We start from the raw sequence: 13,856 nt of genomic DNA on the forward strand, positions 1-13,856 counted from the left end.
TCCGTTAAAACAGCATGATGGTTAAGGTTTTTTTGAAGCCAGTGCGGATAGTTCATTTCGCAACTCAGCACTAAGTGACTGGTCAAGAACGATTTTCTCCAGCTCTTTTCGGAAAGTCTGGTTATCCAGCAGGTTGGCTTTCAGATCGCGGAGCAAGTTGCGCATTGCCAGCATCGCCTTCAGCTGTGGAATTTGGGCAGCCACCTGCTCTGGCGTGAAATCTTTCATGCTCTGGAAAGTCAGCTGAATGTTGTCCTCACCACCATCGTCAGACAGCGTATTTTTAACGGCCAGGTTAACTTTTGGGGAATATTCGGAAAGAACGCTGTCAAAATTATTTTTGGTGATGTTAATCTTTTCACGCTCAGATATTGTCGCAGATTCCTGCCCATTACTGAAATCACCCGCAACAAGCAATTTCAAGGGTAATTCCATTTTCTTGCTTGCTCCGCCAGTATGCAGGTCAAGCTTCAGGTTAATACGTGCCTTAGGCACCTCATTCTGAAAACTGTCAGCCATCTAATCATCCCTCTTTGTTTTGCTATGCCAACTTCACGGTATCGTTCTTTATGCGCAATAATAGAATAATGATCGGAACAAAATCAAATACACAGATCATTAATCCGATACAAGAATTTTCTTAAGAATTTTCCACTAAGACATTATCGTAAATAGGCCAACTAAATCAGGAAAAGAAACTGCTCTTTTCGCACAAAGCGAATATTTGTATCGCAGAAGGGGTTGTAGCCAGAGAGATGTTTATAAAAACTTCTTGTTTTGATTTGCATCACAGCATTACGTCAAAAAGCGCGAAAGAACGACAATATCTTATTGCGGCACGATTAAAAGAAGACAGGAATGGATGAAAGCAGATGACTATTCCATTGATGGTATGAATAACGCTTAAGAATTTTCACGAAGAAATTTCCTATTTATTATGCGGAGGAATAAATAAAGGCGTAAATGTTTAATTTGGCGCAAATAAACAATGCCGTTTTTTTCTTTACGCCTTCCCTCTGAACGCTAACGCTTTTGCCTTCCGCTCAGGCAGGAAAGGCGCTTTCATGCGACTGCCTATAAAATCTGTAAAATCAATCACCTTCCGAACTGCCGCTTTTTTAATCAAAAACGAGTAATAGCACATATCGTATAACGGTGCTACATTACGCCGCCCGCCCAAATCAGCAGTGGCCAGGCAACGCCGTAAAGTTCGGTAAAGCCTGCAACCATCACCTTGAAGAACGGTCTTATCGGCACGTCGTATCGCAAACTCTGCGCTACCTTTACAGGCTTCACATAGGTTTCACTATTTTGTCTCAATCCAAATTTCAACGCGCGTTTTTACACCCGCGTTACTGGTTTACATGGTTTGGTCTTGGCGTTCTCTGGCTGCTGGTTCAACTTCCGTACCCTGTACTGCGTTTGCTGGGGTCGAAACTGGGCAGCGCTTCCCGCGTCTTCCTGAAACGTCGCGAATCTATCGCGCGTAAAAATATTGAGCTTTGCTTTCCGCAGTACAATGCCGAAGAGCGCGAGAAGCTCATCGCTGAAAACTTTAAGTCTATCGGCATGGCGCTGCTTGAAACCGGCATGGCCTGGTTCTGGCCGGATGAGCGTGTCCGTAAGTGGTTTGATGTAGAAGGACTGGATAACCTGCAACGCGCGCAGATGCAAAAACGCGGCGTGATGGTCGTCGGCGTTCACTTTATGTCGCTGGAACTGGGTGGCCGCGTGATGGGCCTGTGCCAGCCAATGATGGCGACCTATCGACCACACAACAGTGCGCTGATGGAATGGGTCCAGACGCGTGGCCGCATGCGTTCCAATAAGGCGATGATCAGCCGTAACAATCTGCGCGGTATGGTCGGTGCCCTGAAGAAAGGTGAAGCCGTCTGGTTTGCACCCGATCAGGATTATGGACGTAAAGGCAGCAGCTTTGCGCCTTTCTTTGCGGTTAAAGAGGTTGCGACGACTAACGGCACCTTTGTCATTTCTCGTTTGTCAGGCGCCTCAATGCTGACCGTAACGATGGTGAGAAAAGCAGATAAATCAGGCTATCGTCTGCACATCTCTCCTGAAATGGCTAACTATCCGGAAAACGAGTGCGAAGCCGCGGCGTTTATCAATAAAGTCATCGAAACTGAAATCATGCGTGCGCCAGAGCAGTATCTGTGGATGCATCGTCGTTTCAAAACCCGCCCTCTTGGCGAAGCCTCGCTCTATATTTAAGCCTTTCATTAAGGTTAGTTTCGCTAAGAAACTAACCTTTTCAATCACCTGTCATCCCGTTGAGAAATCGTCTTTCATTGCGTCGCCCAAAGTGAATTTATTGCGATGCGAAATCAAACTGTCGCCGTTCCACGACACTCGTAAGTAACGGAAATTATTTAAAAAAATCCCTCTTGTCACCCCTCATTTTTAGGCGTACATTAGCGCCGTCTGGCAACAGGAAAGCACAGAATTCTGAGCTGGAGTGAGCGGCGTAACGGGAAAATTCTCATTTCCGTTTTGACCGGATTTCAGTTCTCTATAATCAGGTGGACTCTGTTTTTAAATGCGTACCACAAGATACGCGGAGCGATGAAACGTGAAATATTTCTTTATGGGCATTTCGGTGATTGTTTTAGTCTGGGCCGGAACCTTTGCCCTGATGATCTAGTGAAGAACATGCAGTCAAAAAAACAGGAGCCATCGGCTCCTGTTTTTTTATGTCATGTCGACGCGGGATGTTCAGCCACGCTCTTCGACGAAAGAAGGCCGTCGGCCCGGAACATACTCTTGATGCCCCTCACCGCCTGACGAATGCGGTCGCTGTTTTCAATCAGGGCAAATCGCACATGGGTGTCGCCATAATCACCAAAGCCAATGCCCGGTGATACGCACACCTTCGCATCCTGCAGTAGTTTTTTGGCAAACTCCAGCGATCCCATCGCCGCGTACGGCTCCGGAATTTTTGCCCAGACGTACATAGACGCCTTCGGCATTTCCACCATCCAGCCCGCTTCATGCAAGCCCTTTACCAGCACGTCACGGCGGCGCTTATACTGGGCGGCAATCTCGTGAACGCACTGTTGGTCGCCTTCCAGGGCAGCAATAGCCGCGACCTGTAGCGGCGTGAAGGTACCATAGTCGTGGTAACTCTTAATGCGCGCCAGTGCGCTCACCAGCGTTTTGTTACCCACCATAAAGCCAATGCGCCAGCCTGCCATGTTGTAGCTTTTTGACAGCGTAAAGAACTCGACCGCCACGTCACGCGCGCCCGGAACCTGCATGATGGAAGGCGCTTTCCAGCCGTCATAGACGATGTCAGCGTAGGCTAAATCATGAACCACCAGCACGTCATAACGTTTAGCCAGGGCGACGACTTTCTCGAAGAAATCGAGCTCCACGCACTGGGCCGTTGGGTTTGACGGGAAACCGAGGATCATCATCTTCGGTTTCGGATAACTTTCACGAATCGCACGCTCAAGTTCGTTAAAGAAATCGACACCTTCCACCAGCGGAACCGAACGGACCTGCGCCCCGGCAATCACCGCGCCGTAGATGTGGATCGGGTAGCTTGGATTAGGCACCAGCACCGTATCACCATGATCCAGCGTGGCCAACATCAGGTGTGCCAGCCCCTCTTTCGAGCCGATGGTGACAATCGCTTCACTTTCCGGATCGATATCAACCTGATAGCGATCCTGATACCAACGCGAGATCGCGCGACGTAATCTGGGAATACCGCGAGAGGTCGAGTAGCCGTGCGTATCCGGACGCTGGGCAACCGTGCAGAGCTTTTCAACGATATGCGGTGGCGTTGGGCCGTCAGGGTTACCCATGCTGAAATCAATAATATCTTCGCCGCGCCGACGCGCAGCCATTTTCAGTTCAGCAGTGATATTGAAAACATAAGGGGGGAGACGATCGATACGCGTAAAACGGCGTTCAGGACTGAATTCAGCCATAGATTCCTCAGATTAACGTTAGCGCCCGGACCGTCCGAGCGACGCTGCCACCGATGTGGCATGCTTAGAAAATAACCTGAAAAAAATCATGCTGTCGAGAGGGAAATGAAAAAAAAGCGATCGCCTGAAAACCGGAACCCGGCAGTGCCAAAAAGCGGAAGCCCCTGTTTCAGGGTTGGCTTTCTGATAGCCGTTATTTAACAGGATGATATCAAAACAGTTACCTGACGATACGCTGGCTATAAAAAATCAGGCCATGTCCGTGACCGCCGGACAATCCCCTTTAAGAATTATGGTTTTTCCTCATTTGATAAACCTGACGGATAGCTGGTCAATACGCGTCAGGTTTTTTATCATGGTTCTTTCCCGTTTTCCCAGGTCTACTCGTGCACGAAATATTCACTATGCTGCTGGCGGTTTTTGACCGTGCGGCATTAATGCTGATTTGCCTGTTCTTCCTCATCCGCATTCGCCTGTTTCGCGAGCTGTTGCACAAATCCGCCCACTCGCCAAAAGAGCTGCTGGCCGTTACCGCCATCTTTTCGCTGTTCGCCCTGTTCAGCACCTGGTCAGGCGTGCCGGTAGAGGGCTCGCTGGTTAACGTGCGCATTATCGCCGTGATGTCCGGCGGAATTTTGTTTGGCCCGTGGGTGGGCGTTATCACCGGCGTGATTGCCGGAACCCATCGCTACCTGATTGATATCGGCGGCGTCACGGCGGTGCCCTGCTTTATTACCAGCATTATCGCCGGGGTGCTCTCCGGCTGGATCAGCCGCAAAATCCCGAAAAAACAGCGCTGGCGCGCAGGGATCGTCGCAGGCATGGTATGCGAAACGCTGACCATGATCCTGGTCGTCGTCTGGGCCCCGACTACCGCGCTGGGGCTGGATATCGTCTCGAAAATCGGAATTCCAATGATCCTGGGCAGCGTCTGCATCGGTTTTATCGTGCTGCTGGTGCAAAGCGTTGAAGGGGAAAAAGAGGCCAGCGCCGCCCGTCAGGCCAAGCTGGCGCTGGATATCGCCAACAAAACGCTACCGCTATTTCGCCACGTTAACGCGGAGTCGTTGCGTCAGGTCTGCGAGATTATCCGCCATGACATCCATGCTGACGCCGTCGCCATCACCAACATTGACCACGTGCTGGCCTACGTTGGCGTCGGGGAACACAACTATCGCGACAACGATGACACCATCAGCCCAACCACCAGACAGGCGATCAACTACGGTAAAATCATCATTAAAAACAATGACGAAGCCCACCGAACGCCGGAAATCCACTCGATGCTGGTGATCCCATTGTGGGAGAAAGGCGTCGTGACGGGCACCCTGAAGATTTATTACTGTCACGCGCATCAGATCACCTCCTCGCTCCAGGAGATGGCCATTGGCCTGTCGCAGATTATCTCCACCCAGCTGGAAGTCTCCCGTGCAGAACAGCTGCGTGAGATGGCAAATAAGGCAGAACTGCGCGCGCTGCAGAGCAAAATCAATCCCCATTTCCTGTTTAACGCGCTGAACGCGATCTCCTCGTCCATACGTCTTAATCCGGACACCGCACGCCAGCTGATTTTTAACCTGTCCCGCTATCTGCGCTACAACATCGAGCTAAAAGATGACGAGCAGATCGACATCAAAAAAGAGCTGTATCAGATCAAAGACTACATCGCGATTGAGCAGGCGCGCTTTGGCGACAAACTCACGGTCATTTACGATATTGATGAAGAGGTCAACTGCGTGATCCCGAGCCTGCTTATCCAGCCGCTGGTCGAAAACGCGATTGTTCACGGCATTCAGCCCTGTAAAGGCAAAGGCGTCGTCACCATCAGCGTCACCGAAAGCGGCAACCGCGTGCGTATTGCGGTGCGCGATACCGGCCACGGCATTGATCCAAAAGTTATTGAGCGCGTGGAGTCTAACGAGATGCCCGGAAATAAAATCGGCCTGCTGAACGTGCATCACCGGGTCAAGCTGCTTTACGGCGATGGGCTGCACATTCAGCGTCTTGAACCGGGTACCGAAATTGCTTTTTACGTCCCGAACGAGCGCACTCCCGTTCATTCAACAACATCACTGTTGCCCCAGGTGGAGTAACCCATGAAAGTCATCATCGTAGAAGATGAAATCCTGGCTCAACAGGAGCTAACCTGGCTTATCAACACCCACAGCCAGATGGAGATTGTGGGCACCTTTGATGACGGTCTGGACGTGCTGAAGTTTCTGCAGCATAACCGGGTCGACGCTATCTTCCTGGATATCAACATTCCGTCGCTGGATGGCGTATTGCTGGCGCAAAACATCAATCAGTTTGCCCATAAGCCGTTTATTGTGTTCGTGACCGCATGGAAAGAGCACGCGGTAGAGGCCTTCGAGCTTGAAGCGTTTGACTATATCCTTAAGCCTTACCAGGAGTCGCGGATTGTCAGTATGCTGCAGAAGCTGGAGGCCGCATGGCAGCAGCAGACCGCCCCCGCTAGCGCCAGCCCAACGGTACGGGAAAACGACACCATTAATCTGGTCAAAGATGAGCGCATCATCGTGACGCCGGTCAATGATATCTACTATGCCGAAGCCCATGAAAAGATGACGTTTGTCTATACGCGGCGGGAATCTTACGTGATGGCGATGAACATCACCGAGTTTTGCAGCAAGCTGCCTGCGTCGCACTTTTTCCGCTGCCACCGCTCGTTCTGCGTTAATTTAAACAAGATCCGCGAGATCGAACCGTGGTTTAACAACACCTATATCTTGCGCCTGAAGGATCTGGATTTTCAGGTGCCGGTGAGCCGCAGCAAGGTGAAAGAGTTCCGCCAGCTTATGCACCTGTAACGAAAAAGCCCTCTCCCGCGGGAGAGGGCCAGGCATCAGAGAATCTGACCGAGAACCTGACGCAGGTGGGCACCCGACCCCAGCAGGCCTGGGTTATCATGCACGATCAGATAAACCGGGATGTCCTGCACGTAGCTTCTGAAGCGCCCTTTATCCTCAAACCCGCCGCGGAAGCCGGAGGCTTTAAAGAAGTCGAGGAAGCGTGGCACAATGCCGCCCGCGATATAAACGCCCCCGAAGGTGCCCAGCGTCAGCGCCAGGTTGCCGCCGAAGCGTCCCATAATCACGCAGAACAGCGACAGGGCACGACGGCAGTCAATGCAGCTGTCCGCCAGCGCGCGTTCGGTGACGTCTTTCGGCTGCAGGTTTTCCGGCAGACGACCGTCTGACTTCACAATCGCCCGGTACAGGTTCACCAGCCCCGGCCCTGACAGCACGCGCTCGGCGGAGACGTGGCCGATCTCAGCGCGTAATTCTTCGAGGATAATGCCCTCTTCTTCGCTGTTTGGCGCAAAGTCAACGTGACCGCCTTCACCCGGCAGGCTCACCCAGCGCTGAGCAACATGCACCAGATGTGAAACGCCCAGACCGGTACCGGCCCCGTAAACCGCAATCGGCTTACCTTCGACCGGCTCAGCGCCACCGAACTGGATCAGATGCTCAGGCTTCAGCATCGGGATCGCCATGGACACCGCGGTGAAGTCATTGATGATTTCAAGATGCACAAAGCCGAGGTTTTTTTTCATCTCGGCGATGGAGAATGCCCAGGTATGGTTGGTCATGGCGACCCAGTCGCCGGTTATCGGACAGGCAATGGCGATGCAGCCATCTTCGACGCTTACCTGATGCTCGTCCAGATAGACGCGAACAACAGCCTCAAGACTTGGATAATCCAGCCCGGAATAGGTTTTCGCCCGGGAAATTTCACCGCTACTTACATCGCATAATGCGAGGCGCGCGTTCGTGCCGCCCACATCACCTACCAAAGCATACTTTGTCATTCTTCTACTGCTCCGCTAAAGTCAGAATAAATCTTTGGGACACTGTAAATTCAAGGCGTGATAACAACAACGACCGGAAGGTGAATGCCCATGGATTATCGATCTTCGTCACAGAATAACTTTACCGTTTCAGCACCTTTTGCACTATTGCCATAAGGCTTAATGTGCAAAGTAACGTCATACCGTTTTGTACAAGGAAATCATCATGCTCCACCCGCGAGCCAGAACCATGCTGTTGCTGGCCATTCCGGCGCTCATCATTGGCGTGGTTTCAAGTCTGGTGCTCATCGTCGTGATGAAAGTCGCGTCGGTGCTGCAAACACTATTATGGAACGCGCTTCCTGCAGGACTGGGCGTCACCGCTGACTCTCCTGCCTGGATCGTTGGGATGCTGACGTTAACCGGTATTGCGGTGGGCCTGGTGATCCGTTTCAGTCCCGGCCATGCTGGACCAGACCCGGCGCAGGAACCGCTGATTGGTGCCCCGGTTTCCCCTTCGGCACTGCCGGGGCTGATTATCGCGTTGATTCTCGGTCTGGCCGGCGGCGTCAGCCTGGGGCCAGAGCATCCGATTATGGCCGTGAATATTGGCCTGGCGGTTTTTCTCGGTTCACGCATTTTGCCCCGCGTCGGCGCGCTGGACTGGACCATTCTCGCCTCAGCAGGCACCATCGGGGCGCTTTTCGGCACGCCCGTGGCGGCGGCACTGATCTTTTCGCAGACGCTCAGCAGTAATAACGATGTCCCGCTCTGGGATAAACTGTTTGCTCCGCTGATGGCCGCCGCCGCCGGGGCGTTGACCACCAGCCTGTTTTTCCATCCCCATTTTTCACTCTCCTTGCCCCACTACGGCCAGATGCAAATCGCCGATATCTTCAGCGGCGCCATCGTCGTCGCCATCGCCATTGCGCTGGGCATGGTGGCAGTATGGTGTCTTCCACGTCTGCATCGGCTGATGCATCGACTCAAACACCCGGTGTTGATTCTGGGAGCTGGCGGTTTGATCCTCGGTATTTTAGGCGCAATCGGCGGGCCGGTGACGCTGTTTAAAGGTCTGGACGAGATGCAGCAGCTGGCTTTCAGCCAGATATTTAGCGTCTCCGACTATCTGCTGTTTGCCGTGATCAAGCTGGCAGCGCTGGTGGTGGCGGCCGCCTGCGGTTTCCGTGGTGGACGTATCTTCCCGGCGGTCTTTGTCGGCGTCGCGCTGGGGCTGATGCTGCACGAGCATGTCGATGCGGTCCCGGCGGCGATTACCGTCTCTTGTTCTATTCTGGGGTTGGTTCTGGTGGTCACGCGCGACGCGTGGCTAAGCCTGTTTATGGCAGCGGTAGTCGTACCGGATTCGACGCTTTTCCCTCTGCTTTGTATTGTGATGTTGCCCGCCTGGCTCCTGCTGGCGGGCAAACCGATGATGATGGCCTGGCGAAACGACAAATAATCAGGCGCTATTGCGCGCTTCCAGCGCTTTGGTGATCGCCCCCAGCAGCGGTGGGATATCGGCTTTCGGCAGCATCACCTCAATCAGCGAGAGCTGCTCGTGGTGCGCCACTTTTTCAAGGACGTCCGCCAGCTGCTCCGCTTCACTGACCCGCCAGCACTGGGCCTGAGGATCAAGGCTCAGTGCCTGCGGGATTTGCGTCCAGTTCCATAGCGCAATGTCGTTATACCGCTGTTCAGGCCCATGGATCGCTCTTTCCACCGTATACCCTTCGTTGTTAAGGACCAGAATGATGGGGTGTTGTTTATCCCGCAGCATCGAGCCGAGCTCCTGGATGGTGAGCTGCGCCGCGCCATCCCCCGTCAGAACAATCACGCGCCGGTTCGGGCAGGCCGTTTGTGCGCCAAATGCCGCCGCCAGCGTATAGCCAATCGATCCCCACAGCGGCTGGACGATAAAGTTCACATCAGCCGGCAGACGAAGGTCGATCGCGCCGAAGGCCGAGGTGCCCTGATCCGCAAGAATGATGTCTCCCGGACGAATAAACGTCTGCAGCGTTTGCCAGAAATTCGCCTGCGTCAGCGAGCCATCCGGCTGCGGGTAGGCCATCGCGCTTTGAGAGGACGGCACGGGCGTCTCGTGCACGTGCTGTTTGCACAGCTCCACCAGCGTTTCGATTGCCTGAAGCATGGGGATGCCGGTAAACCAGATATCACCAACGCGTGAGGCATGAGGCTGAACTTCTATCGTCTGCGCCGGGGTGAGCTGATGCGTGAAGCCGGCGGTCAGGGTATCGGTAAATCGCGTGCCGATGCACAGTACGGTATCCGCCTCTTCAATCGCCTCTTTTACCGCGCCAGCGCTCGCCGAACCGCTGTAGGTGCCGTAAAAACCAGCGTGACGCTCGTCGAATATCCCTTTACCCATCAGCATGGTGGCGTGTGCCATCGGCACGTCTTTGACCCATTTCTGTAGCGCATGCTTCAGGCCATGGCGCAGGACAAGGAAATCGGCCAGCAGCGCAGTACGCTTGCTCCTGGCAAGCCTGTTTTCTGCAGCATCCCGGAATGCTTTCAGGCAGGCGCTGTCGGCATGCGTATGCCGGAGCGTGAGAGCGTTTACAGGAGGGGTGGCGGCTTTTTTTGCCACGTCGGCAGGCAGCATCAGATAGCCGGGGCGACGCTCCCGGAGCATGGTTGTTAACACCCGGTCGATTTCATAACAGGCGTTTTGTTCGGTCAGGATCGCCTGCGCAGCGGTGATCGGCTCGCTCATATGATAAAAGTGACTAAACTCACCGTCGCCCAGCGTATGGTGCAGCAGCTCACCTCTTTGCTGTGATGCCATCCCCGGCGCACCCACAATATGCAAGACCGGAACGTGCTCGGCGTAGCTGCCCGCAATGCCGTTCATGGCGCTTAACTCTCCTACGCCAAATGTCGTCAGCAGCGCGGCGAAGCCCTTACATCGTGCATATCCGTCAGCGGCGTAAGAGGCGTTTAATTCGTTGGCACAGCCCACCCAACAGATATCCGGGCTGTCTATTACATGGTCGAGAAACTGCAGGTTATAGTCGCCCGGCACGCCAAACAGATGATCGGCTCCACAATCTGTAAGACGGTCCAGCAGGTAATCGGCGACGCAGTATGGGGTACGCATAAACAGGTATCCTTCTAATGTTTTGACCTCACCTTGAGTATTAAATAAGCGTGATGGGTGTCCAGAATTGGCGATAAGAAGGACATGGAAAGAATGCTTTACAAAAAAGGCTGCGCTATGCTGCTTTTTTTCACGTAAATGTAAACGCATACACTGATTTTTCACTTCAGCGCCAGAGGTTACGAAAATGGGTTATCAGCCGGACAAAAATCGTTACGGGACAATGGAGTATCGTCGCTGCGGACGAAGCGGGCTCAGGTTGCCCGCCATCTCGCTTGGGCTGTGGCATAACTTTGGTGACGCCACCCTTATCGAAAACAGCCGTCAACTTTTACAGCGTGCGTTCGATCTGGGCATTACGCATTTCGACCTTGCCAACAACTATGGCCCGCCTCCCGGATCCGCCGAACGTAATTTCGGCCGTCTTTTGCAGGAGGATTTCCTGCCCTGGCGCGACGAGCTGATCGTCTCCACCAAAGCGGGTTATACCATGTGGGAGGGTCCTTACGGCGACTGGGGATCGCGCAAATATCTGCTGGCAAGCCTCGATCAAAGCCTGAAGCGCATGGGGCTGGAGTATGTGGATATCTTCTATCATCACCGGCCAGATCCGGAAACGCCGCTGCAGGAAACCATGAAAGCGCTTGACCATGCGGTGCGTCAGGGGAAGGCACTGTATGTCGGATTATCCAATTACCCGGCTGTTCTGGCTCGCCAGGCGATTGATATCCTCAATGACCTCGGGACGCCCTGCCTGATCCACCAGCCGAAATACTCCCTCTTTGAACGTGCGCCGGAAGCGGGACTGCTGGACGTGTTGCAGGAAAAAGGGGTCGGCTGTATTCCCTTCTCGCCGCTGGCTGGCGGGCAACTGACCAATCGCTATCTGCACGGCATTCCTGCAGACTCACGCGCGGCAAGCGGCAGTCAGTTCCTTAAACCCGATCAGCTCACCGAAGAGAAGCTGGAAAAAGTCAGGAAGCTGAATGCCCTGGCAGAAAGTCGCGGCCAGAAGCTGTCCCAGATGGCGCTGGCCTGGGTATTACGCCATGAGGAAGTGAGCTCGGTGCTGATTGGGGCAAGTAAAACGGCTCAGATTGATGACGCCGTGGGGATGCTGGCAAACCGCCATTTCTCAGAGGAAGAATTGGCCCGCATAGACGCGATTCTCAGCAGCTCAAAATAACACCACCTTTAGCAAAAAGTGCTCTCACCCAGGAATTCGGAGTTGAGGCGATGATACGAAGGTTTACCAACTCGTAAAATTGCGTTAACAGGCCCTACAAAGGCCCCGATCGTGAAGGAGAAAGAGTATGTTCAGGTCACTGATTCTTGCAGCGGTATTACTGGCTTCGGCGCCGCTGATCGCCACTGCGGGCGAAATCACCCTGTTGCCATCAGTAAAATTACAAATTGGCGATCGTGACGACTACGGCAGATACTGGGACGGCGGCTACTGGCGCGACCGTGATTACTGGCATCGTCACTATGAGTGGCGCGGCGATCGCTGGTGGAAACATGATAACGGCAGACACCGCGGCTGGTATAAAGACAGCGCCTATGAGCGCGGTTACCGTGAAGGCTGGCGGGATCGTGACGACCGTCGCGGCGGCTGGGGTCGCGGCAAAGGTCACGGACATGGCCACCACGGCCACGACTAACAGCAAAAAGGAGCCTCATGGCTCCTTTTTCTTTTACAGCCCCAACGCTGTGCCAATCAGCAACCACAGGTTCAGCGCCACCACCACCACCACGATGGCCCACCCGGTCCGTTTCACCAGCGTCGAGTTGACCAGCTCGCCCATCAGGGTTTTATCGCTGGTAAAGATCAGCAGCGGCACCAGCGCCAGCGCAATACCAAAACTCAGCAGCACCTGGCTCATGACCAGAATTCGCGTGGGGTCGAGCCCCATCAAAATCACCACAAATGACGGCAGCATGGTGACGGAGCGGCGCACCCACAGCGGAATATGGAACCGGACAAACCCCTGCATCACCACCTGGCCTGCCAGCGTACCCACCACCGTAGAAGAGAGACCAGCAGCCACCAGGCTAAGACCAAATATTGTGGCGGCAGCATGGCTCAGCAGCGGCTCCAGCGTGAGATACGCCTGGTCGAGGTCGGCAATACCGGTATGACCGTTAAAGTGGAAAGCCGCGGCTGCTGTTGCCATCATCGCCAGATTGACAAACCCCGCGATGGTCATGGCGATCGCGACGTCCCACTTGGTGGCGGAGTAGCGCTCTTTACGCGTCCCACCGTGGAGATGCTGTGTCAGCGAGGAGTGCAGATAAATCACGTGCGGCATGATGGTCGCTCCCAGCACGCCGGCGGCCAGGAACACCGCTTCCGAGGTTGGCAGGCTTGGGATCGCCATCCCTTTAGCGAGCTGCGCCAGATTCGGCTGTGAGAAAATCAGTTCGACAATATAGGCCGCCGCCACAAACAGCAGCAGTCCGCCAATGACCTTCTCCAGCGGCTTTTGACCCCGACGCTGTAGCATCAGGATCAGGAACGTGGCAATCCCGGTCAGTACCGCCCCCTGTAACAGCGACACGCCCAGAATCAGCTTAAAGCCGATTGCTGCGCCGATAAATTCAGCGAGGTCAGTAGCCATGGCGATGATTTCAGCCTGAACCCAGTAGAGCCAGACGGCGGGACGCGGATAATGGTCGCGGATTTGCTCCGCCAGGTTTTTACCCGTCGCAATCCCCAGCTTTGCGGAGAGCATCTGAATCAGCATCGCCATGAGGTTAGCCCAGACGACCACCCACAGCAGCTTATAGCCGAAGCTGGCCCCGGCCTGAATATTGGTCGCAAAGTTACCTGGATCGATATAGCCAATGGCAGCGATGAACGCAGGTCCCATTAATGCGAACCGCAACTTGCGCGCTGCTCTGCCACTGCTACCCTCTACGCGACTGTTTGTCATTTCTGCCTCTGAAATATAGCCTTTGCTATGTTTAATGCTATCAA

At 54.0% G+C, this 13,856-nt stretch carries 13 protein-coding genes; 7 read left to right on the forward strand and 6 right to left on the reverse strand.

All coding sequences use genetic code 11. The annotated features are described in order from the left end of the window. Positions 1–21: 21 nt before the first annotated feature. Together tssB and ABFV38_RS15730 are read right to left on the reverse strand one after the other, a co-directional pair. Positions 22–519 carry a type VI secretion system contractile sheath small subunit gene (tssB, locus tag ABFV38_RS15725; protein WP_045909386.1) on the reverse strand — a complete coding sequence of 166 codons (498 nt, stop codon included), beginning with the start codon at positions 517–519 and terminating at the stop codon, positions 22–24. A 639-nt stretch (positions 520–1,158) separates the two neighbouring features. Next, entirely contained in the window at positions 1,159–1,296 is a 138-nt protein-coding gene (locus ABFV38_RS15730) for a hypothetical protein (protein WP_159427010.1), read from the reverse strand. Between the two features lie 12 nt (positions 1,297–1,308). Here ABFV38_RS15730 and lpxP point away from each other — a divergent pair, with 12 nt between their 5' ends. Together lpxP and ypdK are read left to right on the forward strand one after the other, a co-directional pair. Beyond that, entirely contained in the window at positions 1,309–2,229 is a 921-nt protein-coding gene (lpxP, locus tag ABFV38_RS15735) for a kdo(2)-lipid IV(A) palmitoleoyltransferase (RefSeq protein ID WP_090392995.1), read from the forward strand. A 358-nt stretch (positions 2,230–2,587) separates the two neighbouring features. Beyond that, the gene (ypdK, locus tag ABFV38_RS15740) at positions 2,588–2,659 is read left to right on the forward strand and encodes a membrane protein YpdK (protein ID WP_099458937.1); all 72 of its coding nucleotides are present in this window, start codon (positions 2,588–2,590) and stop codon (positions 2,657–2,659) included. Between the two features lie 52 nt (positions 2,660–2,711). Here ypdK and alaC read toward each other — a convergent pair whose 3' ends face one another. Continuing rightward, complete coding sequence (gene alaC, locus ABFV38_RS15745) at positions 2,712–3,950, reverse strand: alanine transaminase (protein WP_045909388.1); 1,239 nt, start codon at positions 3,948–3,950, stop codon at positions 2,712–2,714. Between the two features lie 386 nt (positions 3,951–4,336). On the opposite strand from alaC, the gene ABFV38_RS15750 reads away from it, so the two are divergent. Then, positions 4,337–6,043, forward strand: a complete 1,707-nt coding sequence (locus tag ABFV38_RS15750) for a sensor histidine kinase (protein ID WP_045909389.1) — start codon at positions 4,337–4,339, stop codon at positions 6,041–6,043. A 3-nt stretch (positions 6,044–6,046) separates the two neighbouring features. Further along, positions 6,047–6,778 (forward strand): LytTR family DNA-binding domain-containing protein, encoded by a 732-nt coding sequence (locus ABFV38_RS15755; protein ID WP_023294232.1) that lies wholly within the window; start codon positions 6,047–6,049, stop codon positions 6,776–6,778. Positions 6,779–6,813: 35 nt separating this feature from the next. Here ABFV38_RS15755 and glk read toward each other — a convergent pair whose 3' ends face one another. After that, on the reverse strand, positions 6,814–7,779 hold the full coding sequence (gene glk, locus ABFV38_RS15760) for a glucokinase (RefSeq protein WP_348957547.1): 966 nt from the start codon (positions 7,777–7,779) through the stop codon (positions 6,814–6,816). Positions 7,780–7,984: 205 nt separating this feature from the next. On the opposite strand from glk, the gene ABFV38_RS15765 reads away from it, so the two are divergent. Beyond that, on the forward strand, positions 7,985–9,220 hold the full coding sequence (locus ABFV38_RS15765; RefSeq protein ID WP_045909392.1) for an ion channel protein: 1,236 nt from the start codon (positions 7,985–7,987) through the stop codon (positions 9,218–9,220). Here the strand turns inward: ABFV38_RS15765 and ipdC are convergent, their stop codons facing one another. Next, positions 9,221–10,879, reverse strand: a complete 1,659-nt coding sequence (gene ipdC, locus ABFV38_RS15770) for an indolepyruvate decarboxylase (protein WP_348957548.1) — start codon at positions 10,877–10,879, stop codon at positions 9,221–9,223. A gap of 187 nt (positions 10,880–11,066) precedes the next feature. On the opposite strand from ipdC, the gene mgrA reads away from it, so the two are divergent. Together mgrA and ABFV38_RS15780 are read left to right on the forward strand one after the other, a co-directional pair. After that, entirely contained in the window at positions 11,067–12,065 is a 999-nt protein-coding gene (mgrA, locus tag ABFV38_RS15775) for an L-glyceraldehyde 3-phosphate reductase (protein WP_348957549.1), read from the forward strand. A gap of 127 nt (positions 12,066–12,192) precedes the next feature. Then, entirely contained in the window at positions 12,193–12,540 is a 348-nt protein-coding gene (locus ABFV38_RS15780; protein ID WP_045909395.1) for a DUF2502 domain-containing protein, read from the forward strand. Positions 12,541–12,573: 33 nt separating this feature from the next. Here ABFV38_RS15780 and ABFV38_RS15785 read toward each other — a convergent pair whose 3' ends face one another. Beyond that, a complete protein-coding gene (locus ABFV38_RS15785; protein ID WP_048029632.1) occupies positions 12,574–13,812 on the reverse strand; it encodes an Nramp family divalent metal transporter in 1,239 nt (412 codons plus the stop codon). Between the last annotated feature and the right edge of the window lie 44 nt (positions 13,813–13,856).

This window comes from Enterobacter cloacae complex sp. Mu1197, assembly GCF_040059225.1.
Lineage (GTDB): Bacteria > Pseudomonadota > Gammaproteobacteria > Enterobacterales > Enterobacteriaceae > Enterobacter > Enterobacter quasiroggenkampii.

Excerpts from the sequence above, each read along its gene's own strand:
- ABFV38_RS15780 (WP_045909395.1), top strand. The coding sequence starts at position 12,193 with ATGTTCAGGTCACTGATTCTTGCAGCGGTATTACTGGCTTCGGCGCCG.
- ABFV38_RS15785 (WP_048029632.1), bottom strand. The coding sequence starts at position 13,812 with ATGACAAACAGTCGCGTAGAGGGTAGCAGTGGCAGAGCAGCGCGCAAG.
- ABFV38_RS15765 (WP_045909392.1), top strand. The coding sequence starts at position 7,985 with ATGCTCCACCCGCGAGCCAGAACCATGCTGTTGCTGGCCATTCCGGCG.
- ABFV38_RS15755 (WP_023294232.1), top strand. The coding sequence starts at position 6,047 with ATGAAAGTCATCATCGTAGAAGATGAAATCCTGGCTCAACAGGAGCTA.
- alaC (WP_045909388.1), bottom strand. The coding sequence starts at position 3,950 with ATGGCTGAATTCAGTCCTGAACGCCGTTTTACGCGTATCGATCGTCTC.
- mgrA (WP_348957549.1), top strand. The coding sequence starts at position 11,067 with ATGGGTTATCAGCCGGACAAAAATCGTTACGGGACAATGGAGTATCGT.
- tssB (WP_045909386.1), bottom strand. The coding sequence starts at position 519 with ATGGCTGACAGTTTTCAGAATGAGGTGCCTAAGGCACGTATTAACCTG.
- ipdC (WP_348957548.1), bottom strand. The coding sequence starts at position 10,879 with ATGCGTACCCCATACTGCGTCGCCGATTACCTGCTGGACCGTCTTACA.
- glk (WP_348957547.1), bottom strand. The coding sequence starts at position 7,779 with ATGACAAAGTATGCTTTGGTAGGTGATGTGGGCGGCACGAACGCGCGC.